Origin of the sequence: Microbacterium sp. zg-B96, assembly GCF_030246865.1 — a bacterium.
GTDB lineage: Bacteria > Actinomycetota > Actinomycetes > Actinomycetales > Microbacteriaceae > Microbacterium.
Map to the genome: position 1 here is coordinate 1,414,489 of NZ_CP126738.1, position 13,409 is coordinate 1,427,897.

The 13,409-nt window shown below is 68.9% G+C and carries 19 protein-coding genes; 7 read left to right on the plus strand and 12 right to left on the minus strand.

Translation table 11 applies throughout. The annotated features are described in order from the left end of the window. The first annotated feature begins 113 nt into the window (after positions 1–113). Positions 114–359 (plus strand): hypothetical protein, encoded by a 246-nt coding sequence (locus tag QNO11_RS06495; RefSeq protein WP_257509883.1) that lies wholly within the window; start codon positions 114–116, stop codon positions 357–359. Then, positions 356–1,345, plus strand: coding sequence for an SRPBCC family protein (locus QNO11_RS06500; RefSeq protein WP_257509882.1), 990 nt, complete (start codon positions 356–358; stop codon positions 1,343–1,345). The genes QNO11_RS06495 and QNO11_RS06500 overlap by 4 nt, the downstream gene beginning before the upstream one ends. A gap of 75 nt (positions 1,346–1,420) precedes the next feature. Here QNO11_RS06500 and QNO11_RS06505 read toward each other — a convergent pair whose 3' ends face one another. Further along, positions 1,421–1,867: a dihydrofolate reductase family protein gene (locus QNO11_RS06505; protein WP_257509881.1), complete on the minus strand. Its 447-nt coding sequence runs from the start codon at positions 1,865–1,867 to the stop codon at positions 1,421–1,423. A gap of 114 nt (positions 1,868–1,981) precedes the next feature. Between QNO11_RS06505 and QNO11_RS06510 the strand changes: the two genes are divergently transcribed. Then, positions 1,982–2,629, plus strand: coding sequence for a TetR/AcrR family transcriptional regulator (locus tag QNO11_RS06510; protein WP_257509880.1), 648 nt, complete (start codon positions 1,982–1,984; stop codon positions 2,627–2,629). Here the strand turns inward: QNO11_RS06510 and QNO11_RS06515 are convergent. Further along, positions 2,620–3,093, minus strand: a complete 474-nt coding sequence (locus QNO11_RS06515; protein WP_257509879.1) for an SRPBCC domain-containing protein — start codon at positions 3,091–3,093, stop codon at positions 2,620–2,622. The genes QNO11_RS06510 and QNO11_RS06515 overlap by 10 nt on opposite strands. A 16-nt stretch (positions 3,094–3,109) precedes the next feature. Between QNO11_RS06515 and QNO11_RS06520 the strand changes: the two genes are divergently transcribed. Next, positions 3,110–3,442, plus strand: coding sequence for an ArsR/SmtB family transcription factor (locus QNO11_RS06520; RefSeq protein ID WP_257509878.1), 333 nt, complete (start codon positions 3,110–3,112; stop codon positions 3,440–3,442). 30 nt (positions 3,443–3,472) lie between these two features. On the opposite strand, the gene deoD is transcribed toward QNO11_RS06520, so the two are convergent. Further along, complete coding sequence (gene deoD / locus QNO11_RS06525; protein ID WP_257509877.1) at positions 3,473–4,189, minus strand: purine-nucleoside phosphorylase; 717 nt, start codon at positions 4,187–4,189, stop codon at positions 3,473–3,475. Positions 4,190–4,273: 84 nt separating this feature from the next. Further along, on the minus strand, positions 4,274–4,762 hold the full coding sequence (locus QNO11_RS06530; RefSeq protein ID WP_257509876.1) for a DUF2510 domain-containing protein: 489 nt from the start codon (positions 4,760–4,762) through the stop codon (positions 4,274–4,276). Between the two features lie 166 nt (positions 4,763–4,928). Here QNO11_RS06530 and QNO11_RS06535 point away from each other — a divergent pair, with 166 nt between their 5' ends. After that, on the plus strand, positions 4,929–5,795 hold the full coding sequence (locus tag QNO11_RS06535; protein ID WP_257509875.1) for an AraC family transcriptional regulator: 867 nt from the start codon (positions 4,929–4,931) through the stop codon (positions 5,793–5,795). A gap of 98 nt (positions 5,796–5,893) precedes the next feature. Here the strand turns inward: QNO11_RS06535 and QNO11_RS06540 are convergent, their stop codons facing one another. From QNO11_RS06540 to QNO11_RS06560, 5 genes are all read right to left on the minus strand, one after another. Further along, a complete protein-coding gene (locus QNO11_RS06540) occupies positions 5,894–6,385 on the minus strand; it encodes a tetratricopeptide repeat protein (RefSeq protein ID WP_257509874.1) in 492 nt (163 codons plus the stop codon). A gap of 154 nt (positions 6,386–6,539) precedes the next feature. Further along, on the minus strand, positions 6,540–7,016 hold the full coding sequence (locus QNO11_RS06545) for a GNAT family N-acetyltransferase (RefSeq protein WP_257509873.1): 477 nt from the start codon (positions 7,014–7,016) through the stop codon (positions 6,540–6,542). Then, positions 7,013–7,513, minus strand: coding sequence for a GNAT family N-acetyltransferase (locus QNO11_RS06550; protein ID WP_257509872.1), 501 nt, complete (start codon positions 7,511–7,513; stop codon positions 7,013–7,015). Before QNO11_RS06550 ends, QNO11_RS06545 begins: the two co-directional genes overlap by 4 nt. A gap of 134 nt (positions 7,514–7,647) precedes the next feature. Beyond that, positions 7,648–8,391, minus strand: coding sequence for a formylglycine-generating enzyme family protein (locus tag QNO11_RS06555; protein WP_257509871.1), 744 nt, complete (start codon positions 8,389–8,391; stop codon positions 7,648–7,650). 46 nt (positions 8,392–8,437) lie between these two features. Next, on the minus strand, positions 8,438–8,698 hold the full coding sequence (locus tag QNO11_RS06560; protein WP_257509870.1) for a DUF6458 family protein: 261 nt from the start codon (positions 8,696–8,698) through the stop codon (positions 8,438–8,440). A 119-nt stretch (positions 8,699–8,817) separates the two neighbouring features. Here QNO11_RS06560 and QNO11_RS06565 point away from each other — a divergent pair, with 119 nt between their 5' ends. Continuing rightward, positions 8,818–9,378 carry a dihydrofolate reductase family protein gene (locus tag QNO11_RS06565; protein WP_257509869.1) on the plus strand — a complete coding sequence of 187 codons (561 nt, stop codon included), beginning with the start codon at positions 8,818–8,820 and terminating at the stop codon, positions 9,376–9,378. Here the strand turns inward: QNO11_RS06565 and QNO11_RS06570 are convergent. From QNO11_RS06570 to QNO11_RS06580, 3 genes are read right to left on the minus strand one after another with little or no spacing between them, the layout of a single operon-like run. Continuing rightward, positions 9,360–10,130: an SGNH/GDSL hydrolase family protein gene (locus QNO11_RS06570; RefSeq protein WP_257509868.1), complete on the minus strand. Its 771-nt coding sequence runs from the start codon at positions 10,128–10,130 to the stop codon at positions 9,360–9,362. The two genes, QNO11_RS06565 and QNO11_RS06570, sit on opposite strands and share 19 nt — an antisense overlap. Positions 10,131–10,150: 20 nt before the next feature. Next, positions 10,151–11,512: an MFS transporter gene (locus QNO11_RS06575; protein WP_257509867.1), complete on the minus strand. Its 1,362-nt coding sequence runs from the start codon at positions 11,510–11,512 to the stop codon at positions 10,151–10,153. A 40-nt stretch (positions 11,513–11,552) separates the two neighbouring features. Continuing rightward, complete coding sequence (locus tag QNO11_RS06580) at positions 11,553–12,593, minus strand: LLM class flavin-dependent oxidoreductase (protein WP_257509866.1); 1,041 nt, start codon at positions 12,591–12,593, stop codon at positions 11,553–11,555. Between the two features lie 183 nt (positions 12,594–12,776). On the opposite strand from QNO11_RS06580, the gene QNO11_RS06585 reads away from it, so the two are divergent. Further along, on the plus strand, positions 12,777–13,406 hold the full coding sequence (locus tag QNO11_RS06585; protein WP_257509865.1) for a phosphoribosyltransferase: 630 nt from the start codon (positions 12,777–12,779) through the stop codon (positions 13,404–13,406). Positions 13,407–13,409: the final 3 nt, after the last annotated feature.

Below are 13,409 nucleotides of genomic sequence, written 5' to 3' on the forward strand. Positions count from 1 at the left end.
TATCTGGCACCGAACGGCGGTTTGTGTGGGTTTGGGGCGCGTATCCGGCATCGAAGGCGGGATAGTCGCAACTCAGGTTGACAGAGCGATGCTTAGCAACATAGGTTGACGGCATGGAGTCGGTACAGATCGCGGCAACGGCAGCGGATACGAGTGATCCGCGGGCGGGGCTCCGGGCCGTCGCGTCGTTGCGCCTGCTTGCGGACGCCCTGGAACTGCGGCAAGTCGAGGCGGCGCTGCGCGCGGGCATGAAGTGGCAGGACATCGCCGACGCGCTCGGGGTGACCCGGCAGGCCGTCCATAAGAAGCACGCCAAACGAGTGGACCCCACGATCCCGATCCCCAGGAGGAACGCATGAGCAAGTTCGTTCTCGTCGCTCAAACCAGCCAATCTCTGTCGATTGCCGCCATGGAGGAGGCCTCTCGGCTCGGGCTCCGTGAAGCGGACATCGAGCACCTGTTCCTCGCCCTCGTGATCAGCGACCAATCCGCGGGGCGCGCGCTGCGCAGCCTGGGCATCGATCTGGATTCCGCCCGTCGGGCTGTCGAGGAGCAGTATGAAGCGCAACTGACGCTGCTGGGCATCGAGGCGGCATTCCCCGAGGCTGGACGGATCGTGTCCCAGGAGACAGACGGGTATCAGTGGAGCAGGCGTGCTTTCGACCTCATCGTGCGCTCCAGCGGGAAAGACAAGCACGGTGACGCTGCCGCCGTGCTCCGCGAACTCGTCGCAGAGCCCAGCGGTTCGATCGCGGAGATCCTTCGCCGCCTTGGCGCGACATCCGATGAACTGCTCGAGCGTCTCGACCAGTTCGACTCATCGGGGGAGAAGTCCGCGCCCACCGCGGCAAAGGCGAAAGGACGTGTCGCGGGATCGACGGAGACCTTCGTTCCCGCATCGATTGACGAGGTGTGGGAGTTCCTGGCAGACCCGGCACGCATCCCGGAGTGGCAGTTGAGCGTCGGCTCCGTCGACCTGGCCGGCCAGGAGGTGACTCCGGGTGCGATCTGGCAGGGTCACGCGGCCACAGATCGCCCGGGTGGGAAGCCGGTGAAGGTGAAGCCGCAATTCCTTCGCCGCCGCATCGAACTGGTCGCAGTGCATCGACCGGAGCGGGTCGCCTGGCGCTTCGCCCACCCCGACGCCACGCCGAGCCGTCCATTTCTCACCGAGTTCACGTTGGCGCCCACGACAGGTGGCACGCAGGTCACCATCATGACGACGTGGTCCGGGCACGAAGGCTGGCGACGGCTCATCGGCTTTCCGCTGCGTCCGATGCAGAAGTTCGTGGTGTGGATGGGACTGTTCCAGACGGGCAGCGCGCTCAGTCGAGCATTTCGCTGACGAGCGGGGGTGCGGCGATTAGAGCCACATCAGTTGTCGGAGTCGTCGCGGGTCTTGAAACGCCGATAATGCACATTATGACAATCCGCTCACAGCGCCGCTTCCCTGCTCGCGCTCTTTACGCCAGCACGCGATAGCGCAGATGGACTTCTCCGGCGAACGCCGACGTGTCGATGCGCTCCAGGTTGACCCTGCCGCGTCTTTCGCGGATGCCACGGCCTGCGCAATCTCGTCGACGACGAACGTGTACACGACGCCGTCCTTCTCGATCGGCTCGTGCGCGCTGTGCGTCATCAGGAACACCGGTACGCCGGCCATGCCCCCGTAGGGCACCTCACCGTCGTCGACGGTCTGCGTCTTGTTGGCTCCCCCGATGACGGCGCCGAGCTCCTGGACCACGCTTCCGACGAGTTCTTCGTCCCCGGGAGCCACGGGAAAGCCGTCCATCCAGTCGACTCCCCCATCGGCATCCGCCATGAAGCCATCCAGGCTCACCGTCGCATGAACCAGCACCTTTCCCATTGCTCCTCCTTGAGCATCACCCGGCGTTAATGGTGAGTCGCTGGACTCACCTCGTAAGAGTACCGACGCGATTGTTATGAGTCAACCGACTCACCTCTAGGCCATACTGGGTGGATGCCACGCGAACTCTCTGCGTACCACCGCCAGATCGCCTCCGGTAACCGAGCGGTGATTCTCGAGGCTGCGACCGATCTTTTCCTCGAGTCCGGCTACGACCGAACCTCGTTGGCCCGGGTCGCCGAGCGCGCCGGGGTGTCCAAGGCCACCTTGTTCAAGCAGTTTCCGACTAAGGCCGAGCTCTTCGAGGCAACGGTGCTTGCGGCGGGTGACACGCCGGCATCCGAGTTCGCGGAGCCGACGCCCGAGAACTTCCACGCGGGGCTCGTGTGCCTCGGATCGGCGTACGCCGAACTGCTGTCCCGGCCCCGAATTGTGGACCTGATGCGGGCGGTTATCGCCGAGTCCGCGAGGTTCCCCGAGCTGCGCCAGCGGACCTTCGATTTCGGCACACTGCCCGTGCTCAGCGCGTTGAGGCGCTACTTCCAGACGGCGAACGCTCACGGTACAGCGAAGGTGGAGGATCTCGATGTCGCCGCGGCGCAGTTCCTCGGCATGATCGCCACGGTCGTGTTCTGGCCCTACCTGGTGCACGGCACCTGGTCGCTCACGGATGAGGAGAAGCGCCGCACCGTCGACGAAGCCGCTCGGACGATCGTCGCCCGCTACGGTGCTGCCGCGCCGAGTCGTGGGGATCAGGCGTAGAAGCCCTCGCGCAGGTTGATCCCGTATTCGATCCAGGCCTTCATGGCCGCGAGCATGGTGGTCCACCCCTCGCAGTTGTCGAACGCGTTCCTCGCCCCATCAGTGCTCAGCGCCCACGAGGATTCGGTGATCGTCACGAGCGTGCGAGTGTCCTCATCGAGTGGTTCGAAGGTGAACGTCGTCGTGGTGTAGTCCGCGCCTGACTTGGTCGCCTCGCCTCCCCATTGGATGACGATCTTGCGGGGCGGGTCGGCCTCGACCACGGTGACCGGGAATGCGCCGGGAAAGTCGTGGAAGTCCCAGCTGACGTCGGCACCCGCTTCCAGTCGGCCCTTCGCTCCCCCGGTGGTGAAATACCGCGACAACTGCTCCGGATCCGCGACCGCCTCGTACACTTCCGCGACCGGGCGCGCGACGCGCCCCGACACGGTGAAGGAGAGTTCCGTGAGTTCCGATTGAGTCATGTTGTATTTTTATAACATGAACGCAGTCGTTGACAAGGGTTCTGCGGATGATCGGGTCTTCCGAGCACTGGCATCCGCCGTGCGTCGCGCAATGCTCGACGCACTGAAAGACTGCCCGCTCACGACGGGAGCCCTGTGCGCGCTCTTCCCCGAGCACAACCGCACCACTGTCCTGCAGCATCTTCGCGTGCTCGAGGCCGCCGAGCTCGTCATCGGGACCCGCCAGGGGCGCGAGCGGATCCTGACGCTCAGCCCGCTGCCCATCAAGCGGATCCACGACCGCTGGATCAGCGAACACATGAAGGCCGCGGTCGGGCTGCTGGACGACCTCGACCGCTCGGCATCCTGAATCCGCCGATGCAACTCGGTCGCAGCGCGGTCAGCGCACCGCGGTCGCCGCTCGCAGCGCGATGGAGATCATGTCGCCGAAGGTCTGCTCCCGCTCCTGGGCGCTGGTCTCCGCGCCCGTGACGATGTGGTCCGAGACCGTGCAGATGCTCAGCGCGCGCCGGCCGTAGTAGGCCGCGAGGGTGTACAGACCGCTCGTCTCCATCTCCACGCCCAGCACGCCGTGTCGCACGAACGGGTCGTTGAGCTCGGGGCGGGTGCTGTAGAACTGGTCGCTCGACAGCAGCAGGCCGACGTGCACGGCGGATGCCGGCGGCTCGCTCTCGCTCGCCTCGACTGCCGCCCGCAACAGGGAGAAGTCGGCGACGGGTGCGTAGTCGAGGCCGTGGAATCGGGTGCGGTTGATCCCGGCGTCGGTGCAGGCGCCGTTGGCGATGATGATGTCCCGCACCGCCAACCGCTCGGTCAGCGCCCCGCAGGACCCCACGCGGACGATCGTCTGCACGTCATACGACTCGAACAGCTCGGTGGCGTAGATGGCCATCGACGGCTGGCCCATTCCCGAGCCCTGCACCGAGACGCGGTGGCCCTGCCAGGTGCCGGTGAATCCCAGCATCCCGCGGGTCTGGGTGTAGAGCTCGGCATCCTCGAGGAAGGTCTCGGCGATCCACTTCGCCCGCAGCGGGTCCCCCGGAAACAGGACGACGGGGGCGATCTGGCCGGGTGCTGCGGCGATGTGGGTGCTCATATGCCCACCGTAGCCAGGCTGGGCTGTACGTCCGCTCGGCGTCCCGGTCGCCCGTGAGCGTCACGGGATCTCGACGGGCTCTCGTCAGGCGAACTGGCTGACGATCGGCACCACCACGAGCGCGGTGTTGACAGCGATCACACCGAGGCCGAGAGCGAGTGCGGTCCGGCGCGCGCGCTGCGTCACCCCTGCGTCCGTTGTCACGGCGAGGGCCACGATCACAAGGACACCAGCAGTGACGCTGGACAGCGCGCTCATCACCCAGAACGAGAAGGTCGCCATCCCCTCGATCGGATTGCTGAGGGCAGTTGTCACGGCGAGCCACAATAGGAGCCCCGCCAAGATCGTCGGCAGAAGCGAGGTCGCGAGGAGGGCGATTCCGACAACAGCGGTTCCGGTGGTCGATTTCGACGCGTGCGTTATAAAAGGGACCGGGTCATACGTGTAACCGCCCGGTCCGTGGACGTGACTTGACCACGCCTGACCATCCCACCAGCGCAGACCGAATCGCCCCGTCGGGTCGGGATACCAGGCGGGCGCCGCTCCGGCATTCAGCTGCTCCGGTCGCTGCATGGTGTCACGCTATCGAGCCGTAGCCGAAGCGGAGTAACGATCGAGCAACAGCGATCAGGATTGCGGCAGGATCGCGGTATCCGCGGCTCGACGCGATTGAATCGGACCGCGATAGTCGGATGCCGGCGGAGGCGGGCTTGCAGGCTGGATGCCGAAAGGGGAAACCGTGATCGCAGTGCTGAATCGGCTCGTCGAGTACGTCGAGGACCACCTCACCGAGGAGATCGACATCGCCGGCCTCGCGCGCATGCTCGGCACGACGGAGTACCACGTTCGCCGGATGTTCTCATCGTTGGCGGGCATGCCGTTGTCCGAGTACATCCGTCGCCGTCGCATGTCGGTGGCTGCCGCAGATGTCCTCGGCGACGGTGAGCTGCTCGGCATCGCGGTGCGCTACGGATACGGCTCCACCGAGGCGTTCAGCCGCGCGTTCCGCGCGGTGCACGGCGTCAGTCCTGGCGACGTGCGCCGCAATGGTGGCCCCCTTCGGACACAACCGCAGCTCAGGTTCCGCCTGACCGTAGAAGGGACTACCCCCATGGACACTCGCATCACCGACCGTCCGGCATTCCGGCTGGTCGGCCACGCGGCTCGCGTGCCGTTGATTCACCGGGGCGCCAATCCAGACATCCAGGCGCACATCGCGTCACTGCCGGCCGCCGAGCATGACCGCCTCAAGGGGCTGAGCGACGCTGAGCCGGCCGGGCTGCTACAGGTGAGCGCCGACGTCGACCCCGACTATGCCGAAGGCAGCGAGCTGACCTACCTGCACGGGGTCGCCGTCAGCGCAGCGACCCTTGTGACCGAGGGCCTCACGGCGATCGAGGTTCCCGCCGGCGCCTGGGCGGTGTTCCGCGTCACCGGCCCTTACCCTGCCGCGTTGCAGTCCACATGGGCTGCGACGGCCACCGACTGGTTCCCCTCGAACCCGTGGCGGCTGCGGCCCGGCCCGTCTATCGTCGCCGTGCTCGACCGCGCCGATGACTTCAGCACGGCGACCTGCGAACTGTGGATGCCGGTGGAACGCGACTGACTCTCGGGCAGCGTCGGAATTCAGCCTGTGCGGGCTGGAAAGCCTCGCGACGGCGCGCGATGCGCCTCTCAGGCTGAATTCCGACGCCGCTCAGGGAATCAGCGAGCCGGGTCGGAGTCCACCAGCGCGTCGGCGTAGGCCTCGACGGCCCGCCGGTACGTCGGCAACGTGGGTGCGAGGGCCTTCAGCGCCACCCGGAGCGCCTCGTCCGGACGGCCGGCGTCTCGTAGCGCCAGCGCCAGGAACGCCTGCGGGGCAGCGCCGGTCACCGTATCGCCCGGGTGATCCTGCAGCAGTGCGACCGCGGCATCCGCTTCGCCCACGTTCCGCAACGAACTGGCCAGCTGCACGACCGCCTGCGGCCGCCGCTCCCCCGCCAACCCGCGCTCAAGAGCGGCGCGATAGAGCGGGATGGCGTCGCCTTCGCGTCCGAGGAAGTCGTGCACAGAGGCCCACTCGTACAGCGCCTCCGGCGATTCCGCGCCGCGCTCGTCGATGAGGGCCTGCATCTGCGCCAGCATCGCCTCCGGCCGGTCGTCGTCGGCATCGCGCCAGAAGGCAGCGACGCGCTCGTCCCACGGCTCAGTCATCGGTCGTGCTCTTTCCATCGGGGGCATGCCGCCGGGGACCACTCTAGGGGCGCCGCACCTGGTCGCCCCCGTCGGAATTCAGGCTGAGAGGACCGCCGAGCCCCGTTTCGGGGCCGTGTGCGCCGCTCAGCCTGAATTCCGACGCGCCCCTCCGCTACAGCGCCTTCCGCATCTGCTGCGTGACCACGTCGTAGCCGGCGGAGCCGTAGAGCCCGATCGCCACGGCGTTGCTTCCGAACACGTTCAGCTCCAGCGCGGCCGCACCGGCCCGGCGCGTGGCGTCCTCCACCGCGGCGAGCAGAGCCCGGCCGAATCCCTGGCCCCGCTTGGTCTCGACGACCTCGATGTCATACAGGAACGCCACCCCCGGTGCGCCGCGCGGGTGATCCAGGCTGACCCAGGCGCGTCCGACCGGCACGCCCTCGGCGTCGACACCGCGAAGGATCAGCATCCCCTCGGTCGCCAGTCCCTGCGGAAGGAGCTTCGCGGTCTCGTCGCGCGCTCGTTGCACCGATCCCTCCTGCGACCACCTCCCGGCGGCGACCTGTTCGGCCGAGTACTCCTCCGCGAGCAGCGTCTGCCACTGCGCGTACTCTTCGGGGGTCATCGGGCGCACGGTCACCGCTGTCATTGCGCCATGCTGGCATAGCCCCCGTCGCGCGCGTCAAGCGCGAGGTCGGCGACGGCACGTGACCAGGCGACCTCGTGGTCGAGTTGGGCGGTCTGAACGAAGAGACGCACCTGACACGTCTGTGACAGCACGGCGGCGAGTTCGTCGCGGTCTGCCTCGGCGAACCCGAGCTTGCGCCAGAACGGCCCCGACCGCCGGGAGAACAGCCACGCTCGGGTGGCCCCGGAGGCCGCGGCATCCGCCATCGCGAACATCGCGAGCCGCGATCCGGCTCCGGTCCCCCGGTGCTCGGGCGCGATCGCGACGCTGCGGATCAGCGCGTGGGCGCCATCGTCGCTCAGTTCATATCCGGTGCTGCCGATGATCGACCCGTCGGCGGCGCGCTCTACCCACAGCCGCACCGCGGGGGCGTTGAGGCCGGCGAGGGTCAGATCCGCGTCGCGGAGGAAAGCGCGCAGGATGCCGGTGTCGGCAGCGGTGAGGCGGTTAAACGTCACAACGTCGATTCTCCCGCGGGGTATCGGTCGCCGGGCGCCGGAATTCAGCCTGTGGGGCCGAAATCCCACCCGGAAGGACTAGTGGATGCCGCTGAGGCTGAATTCCGACGGCGGGAGACGGCCCGCGCCGCGGCTCAGCGCCGCGGGGTCCAGCCGGGCGGCAGTGGGCCGTCGGTCATCGTGCGCTCGCGGTCTGCGGCGGCCGACCATCCCTGCGCGGCGTCGACGGCGTCGAACCCGCCCCGGGCCAGGCGCAGTCCCACGTCGTCGTGGTGCATGCGGGGCGCTCCGCCGCGACGGGTCGACGCGCGCACACTCCACGCGTCGTCGGCGAACCCGCCGCCGCGGAAGACGCGGTAGTCGCCGTAGCGTGCCGGGTCCAGCAGGTCCCAGCACCACTCCCAGACGTTGCCGAGGGTGTCGAACAGGCCGTTGAGGTTCGGCAGCTTGCCGCCGATGTCGTGCGGTGCCGAGCCGCCGTCGTCGGCGGTCCAGGCCACCTGGTCCAGCGGCCCGTAGTGAGCGCCGGTCGACCCGGCGCGGCAGGCGAACTCCCACTCCGCCTCGGTCGGCAGCCGGTACCCGTCGGAGTCCACGTGCCACGTGACCTCTTCGCCGTCGAAGGTGTACGCCGGGTCGAGGCCCTCCCATTCGGATGCCGCGTTGCACACCCGCACGGCGCGTAACCAGCTCACGTCGGCCGCGGGGCGCCGCGGGTGCGGAGCGGGTTCCCCCAGCAGTTCGGCGAGCTGTTCCTGCGTGAGGGGATAGACCCCGATCTCGAACGGCTCGAGGGTCACGTGCCAGCGACGCTGCTGCCGGGCATCGTGCAGCGTGACGGTGCCGCCGGCCACGCGCGCCATCTCGAAATCCGTCACTCCAGGACTCTAGTCGCGCGTGCGGCGGCACCGGGCCGCGCGAGGGTCAGACGGTGTCGTCGCCGGACGTCGTGGTGGACCGACGGGTGATCCGCTCGCCGGCGACCGGGTCGACGGCCGTGCGTGAGACGGTCTCGGTCGAACGGCGGCGTGCCATCAGCACGATGCCGATGATGAACACCAGCACACCGGCGCCCATCAGGATGTAGCCGATCATGTCGAGGTTGAACCATTCCACCTGGACGTTGACGGCGAACACAAGGATCGCTCCTATGACGAAGAGCGCAATTCCGGCTCCGATGCTCATGGCAGTTCCTTTCGGTTCGGGTAACTTCGGAATCCTCTCGTAGGCGCCGGTTCGCCCGGGAGGGCTTGACACAGCCAGGGGTACTGTGCGGGTCGGCGCGCGCCGGTAGCGTGGCGCCCATGGCACGCGTGATCTTCTACACCGCGACGACGCTCGATGGCTACCTGGCAGACGAGGCCGATTCGCTGGATTGGCTGTTCGCCGTTCCCGGCGGAGAGGGTGGGGATGCCGACTTCCAGACGTTCCTCGACGGGATCGGAGTGCTGGTGCAGGGCTCGACGACGTACCAGTGGGTCCTCGACCACGAGGACCTCATCGCCCACCCCGAGAAGTGGCCTGCGTTCTACGGTCCTCGTCCCACGTGGGTGTTCACGACGCGCGAGTTGACCGCCGTCCCCGGCGCCGACGTGCGGTTCGCCGCCGGCCCCGTCACCGACTACTGGTCGCAGATCCGCGAAGCGGCCGGGCACCTGGATGTCTGGGTCGTCGGCGGCGGGGACCTCGCCGGCCAGTTCGTCGACGCGGGGCTGCTGGACGAGATCCGGGTCTCGGTCGCGCCGGCGACGCTCGGCGCCGGCAGGCCGCTGCTGCCCCGCCGATTCGGTGCCGACCGGCTCAAACTCACAGATGTGCGCCGCAACGGCCAGTTCGCCGAGCTGACCTACGCCGTGCGTTCCTGACGGGGCTCCACCGGTACCCAGAACGGGTGCTTCGGTTCGCGGTTGTCCCCGGATGAGGTGCGGGTCAGCCGTCGCCGCACCCACGGGCCGACGTGGGCGCGGTAGTACGCCGCGCCGCGCAGGGCCACCGGCGGCAGATGCGGCAGCGACCACCATCCCTCCGGCGCGTCCATATCGAGCGCCTCCAGAACGCGCGCCGCGACCCGGTGGTGCCCGCGCGTGTTCATGTGCAACCGGTCCTCGGACCAGTACGGCGGGGTCGACAGCTCCCGGTCGGGCCAGTTGAACGCCGTCACCACGTCGGGCCGGTCGGCGACGCGCTGCTCGACGGCGGCGGTGAGCAGGTCACCGCGGCGCTGGATGACGCGGCTCAGCGGCAGCTGGCCGGAGGGGTTCGCCCCCGACAGCATGATGAGTTGCACGCCCTCTTCGTCGCACCGGCGCATCACGTGCGAGAACCCGTCGGCCACGTGCCTGATCGACGTGCGCGGGCGGATCATGTCGTTGCCGCCGCCGTTGAACGACAGGTGCGTCGGCTTCAATGCGAGGGCGGGCTCCAGCTGTTCGGCGAGGATGCCGTCGATGAGCTTGCCGCGGATGGCGAGGTTGGCATACTCGAGCGGTTCACCTGCGGCATCCGCCCACGCCTGCGCCACGAGGTCCGCCCAGCCGCGGACGCGTCCGTCGGGGAGGTCGTCGCCGATGCCCTCGGTGAATGAATCGCCGATCGCGACGTAACGCACGGATGCCATCGGATCAGCCTACGCGCAGGTCACCTGTCGTCCAGGGCGAGGCCCCGCCTGTCGGCGAGTCCCCAGGCCGCGGCGGCGGCGATGACGAAGAAGCTCGCGAACACCACGAACAGCAGGGGCGCGCCCCCGCCGGCCAGCAGCGGCGGCACCGTCAGCGGTGCGACGATCGACGCGATGCGGCCGACACCGGCGGCCCACCCCGACCCGGTGGCGCGCAGCGACGTCGGGTACATCTCGGGCGTGACGGCGTACAGCGCGCCCCACGCACCCAGGTTGAAGAACGACAGCGCCATGCCGGTCGCGATGATCGCCCCCTCCCCCGTCGCGGTGCCGAACAGCACGGCGGCCACGGCGGAACCCGCGAGGAAGACCGACAGGGTGAGCCGCCGCCCCCACACTTCGATCAGCCACGCCGCGACGGCGTACCCGGGCAGTTGCGCGAGCGTGATGATCAGCGTGAAACCGAACGAGCGCACCAGGTCGTAGCCCTGGGCCACCAGGATGGTGGGGATCCAGATGAACGCCCCGTAGTACGAGAAGTTGACGCAGAACCACACCAGCCACAAGCACGCCGTGCGCACGCGGAACTCCGCCGACCACAGCGCCTTCAGCCGGTCGCCGGTGCGCACGGCTGCCGGCGGCGCCGTCGGCGCCACCGGGACGACTCGCACGGAGACCGCGACGGCCCCGGCCGGTGCGGCATCCTCGAACGACCTCGTGACGGCATCCGCTTCGGCCAGCCGTCCCCGCCGCTCGAGCCAGCGGGCCGATTCCGGCAGACTCCACCGCACGATCAGGGCGTACACCGCCGGGATCGCGCCGAGGAAGAACGCCCACCGCCAGCCGTCGTCCGAGGCGGGGATCACGAAGTAGCCGATGAGCGCGGCGGCGGTCCACCCGACGGCCCAGAACGCCTCGAGGATCACGATGAGACGGCCCCGCATGCGGGCCGGGGCGAACTCGCTGACGTAGGTACTCGCCACCGGCAGCTCGGCACCCAGGCCCAGCCCGACGAAGAACCGCAGCACCAGCAGCATCGCCAGGCCCCCCACCAGCGCGCTCGCGCCGGTCGCGATGCCGTAGACCAGCAGGGTCAGCGCGAACACCTGGCGGCGCCCGAAGCGGTCGGCGAGCAGGCCGCCCAGGCTCGCGCCGATCGCCATGCCCACGAACCCGATCGAGGCGATCCACGCCGTCTCCTGTGGCTGCAGCGACCATTGCACGGCGAGGGCCGCGATGATGAACGAGATCAGTCCCACGTCCATCGCGTCCAGCGCCCAGCCGATGCCGGAGCCGGTGAGCACCCGCAGATGCCGACGGGTGAACGGCAGACGGTCCAGGCGCTCCGACGCGGTCGCAGGAGCTGTGGCGGCTTCGGTCATACCGTCATGGTATTGATGCGGCGGCCCCCACCGCGCCAGCTCAGTGCGACGCGAGCATGTCCTGCACGAGCGGGGCGACGACCGAGCCGTACAGTTCGATCGATCGCATCATCTTCCCGTGCGGCAGAGTGCCGGTGGAGTACTTCATGTCGAACCGGTCGGCGCCCAGCATCGTGACGGTGTCGACGATCTTTCGTGCCACCGTCTCCGCGGACCCGACGTACAGCGCCCCCTCGGGGCCCACGTCGTGCTGGAAGCGCAGCCGGCTGTACGCGGGCCAGCCGCGTTCGCGGCCGATCGTGTTGTTCATCACCTCGAAGTGCTCGTACGCCTCCTCCCACGCCTGCTGGTCGGTCTCGGCGACGTAGCCCGGCGAATGGATGCCGACGGGGCGCGAGCCGTGACCGAAGGTCTCCAGCGACCGGTGGAAGAGGTCGACGAACGGCCGGAAGCGGTCCGCCGGACCGCCGATGATCGCGAGCATGAGCCCGTAACCGTAGCGGGCCGTGCGCACGACCGACTCCGGGCTCCCCCCGACGCCGACCCACGCGGTGAGCCCGCCTTCCGTCTTCGGGAACACATCGGCATCCGCAAGTCCTGCTCGCGTCGTGCCCTCCCACGTGACGGGCTGCTCTGTCAGCAGCCGTGAGAACAGGTCGAGCTTCTCCTCGAACAGCACCTCGTAGTCGTGCAGGTCGTATCCGAACAGCGGGAACGACTCCGTGAAGGATCCGCGACCGAGGATCACTTCGGCGCGCCCGGCGGACAGCGCGTCGAGCGTGGCGAACCGCTCGTACACGCGCACCGGGTCGTCGCTGGAGAGTACGGTGACCGCCGTGCCCAACCGGATGCCGCTGGTGCGCGCCGCGATCGCGGCCAGCACGATCTCGGGGCTCGAGACGGCGAACTCGCGGCGGTGGTGCTCCCCCACGTTGAACGCCGCGAGACCCAGCTCGTCGGCCAGCACCGCCTGGTCCACGATGTGACGGATCGTCTGCGCGGCGCTCAGCAGCTCGCCATCCGATCCCCGGGTGATGTCGCCGAACGTGTCGAGTCCCAGTTGCAGTGCCGTGTCAGGCATCCGCGGCTCCTTTCTATTCACGTGCATGCAACGTTACGGGGTGCGTCCGCATTCCAGGGCGTGCCGGGGGTAGGAGATGGGACGAGCGTAGGAGGTTTCGGTGGCGATCGGTCCTACCTTCGCCACATCTCCTACGCTCGCGACAGGCGTGACGGACGGATGCCGCGAGCGTACGGTGGAGGCGTGACCGTGTACGCCGATCGGGTCGCTGCGGGTGTCGCGTTGGCGGCAGCGCTGGAGGCCTGGCGCGGCACCGACGCGGTCGTGGTGGGCATCCCCCGCGGCGGCGTGGTGGTGGCCGCCGCCGTCGCCCGCGAGCTGCAGCTGCCGCTCACGGCCGTGGCGGTGCGCAAGCTCGGTGTCCCGGCGCAGTCCGAGGTCGCCGCCGGCGCGATCGCGCAGGACGTGCGTGTGCTCAACGACGAGGCGGTGGCCCGCCGGTGGCTCACCTCGGACCAGCTGGCCGCCGTCGAGCGCCGGGAACGCGTGGAACTGCAGCGACGCACCGACCGGTACGGGCTGGGAGAAGCGGATCTCACCGGACGCACCGCGATCGTCGTGGACGACGGTGTCGCCACCGGTGCCACGGCCACGGCCGCCTGCCGGGCGGTGCGCGCGCAGGGGGCGGCGCGGGTCGTGCTCGCAGCGCCGGTGGCGCCGGCGCGGTGGCGTCCGCCGCCGGATGCCGCCGACGACTGGGTCTGCGTGCAGCCGGTGCGGGACTTCTGGGCCGTGGGGCAGTTCTACGAGCGTTTCAACCAGACCAGTGACGAGGAGGTCGTGGCGCTTCTCCACGACACTCCCCGTCGCTGAGCC

Coding starts and splice junctions, on each gene's coding strand:
- QNO11_RS06495 (WP_257509883.1), top strand. CDS start 114: ATGGAGTCGGTACAGATCGCGGCAACGGCAGCGGATACGAGTGATCCG.
- QNO11_RS06500 (WP_257509882.1), top strand. CDS start 356: ATGAGCAAGTTCGTTCTCGTCGCTCAAACCAGCCAATCTCTGTCGATT.
- QNO11_RS06505 (WP_257509881.1), bottom strand. CDS start 1,867: ATGGGAAAGGTGCTGGTTCATGCGACGGTGAGCCTGGATGGCTTCATG.
- QNO11_RS06510 (WP_257509880.1), top strand. CDS start 1,982: ATGCCACGCGAACTCTCTGCGTACCACCGCCAGATCGCCTCCGGTAAC.
- QNO11_RS06515 (WP_257509879.1), bottom strand. CDS start 3,093: ATGACTCAATCGGAACTCACGGAACTCTCCTTCACCGTGTCGGGGCGC.
- QNO11_RS06520 (WP_257509878.1), top strand. CDS start 3,110: ATGAACGCAGTCGTTGACAAGGGTTCTGCGGATGATCGGGTCTTCCGA.
- deoD (WP_257509877.1), bottom strand. CDS start 4,189: ATGAGCACCCACATCGCCGCAGCACCCGGCCAGATCGCCCCCGTCGTC.
- QNO11_RS06530 (WP_257509876.1), bottom strand. CDS start 4,762: ATGCAGCGACCGGAGCAGCTGAATGCCGGAGCGGCGCCCGCCTGGTAT.
- QNO11_RS06540 (WP_257509874.1), bottom strand. CDS start 6,385: ATGACTGAGCCGTGGGACGAGCGCGTCGCTGCCTTCTGGCGCGATGCC.
- QNO11_RS06545 (WP_257509873.1), bottom strand. CDS start 7,016: ATGACAGCGGTGACCGTGCGCCCGATGACCCCCGAAGAGTACGCGCAG.
- QNO11_RS06560 (WP_257509870.1), bottom strand. CDS start 8,698: ATGAGCATCGGAGCCGGAATTGCGCTCTTCGTCATAGGAGCGATCCTT.
- QNO11_RS06565 (WP_257509869.1), top strand. CDS start 8,818: ATGGCACGCGTGATCTTCTACACCGCGACGACGCTCGATGGCTACCTG.
- QNO11_RS06570 (WP_257509868.1), bottom strand. CDS start 10,130: ATGGCATCCGTGCGTTACGTCGCGATCGGCGATTCATTCACCGAGGGC.
- QNO11_RS06575 (WP_257509867.1), bottom strand. CDS start 11,512: ATGACCGAAGCCGCCACAGCTCCTGCGACCGCGTCGGAGCGCCTGGAC.
- QNO11_RS06580 (WP_257509866.1), bottom strand. CDS start 12,593: ATGCCTGACACGGCACTGCAACTGGGACTCGACACGTTCGGCGACATC.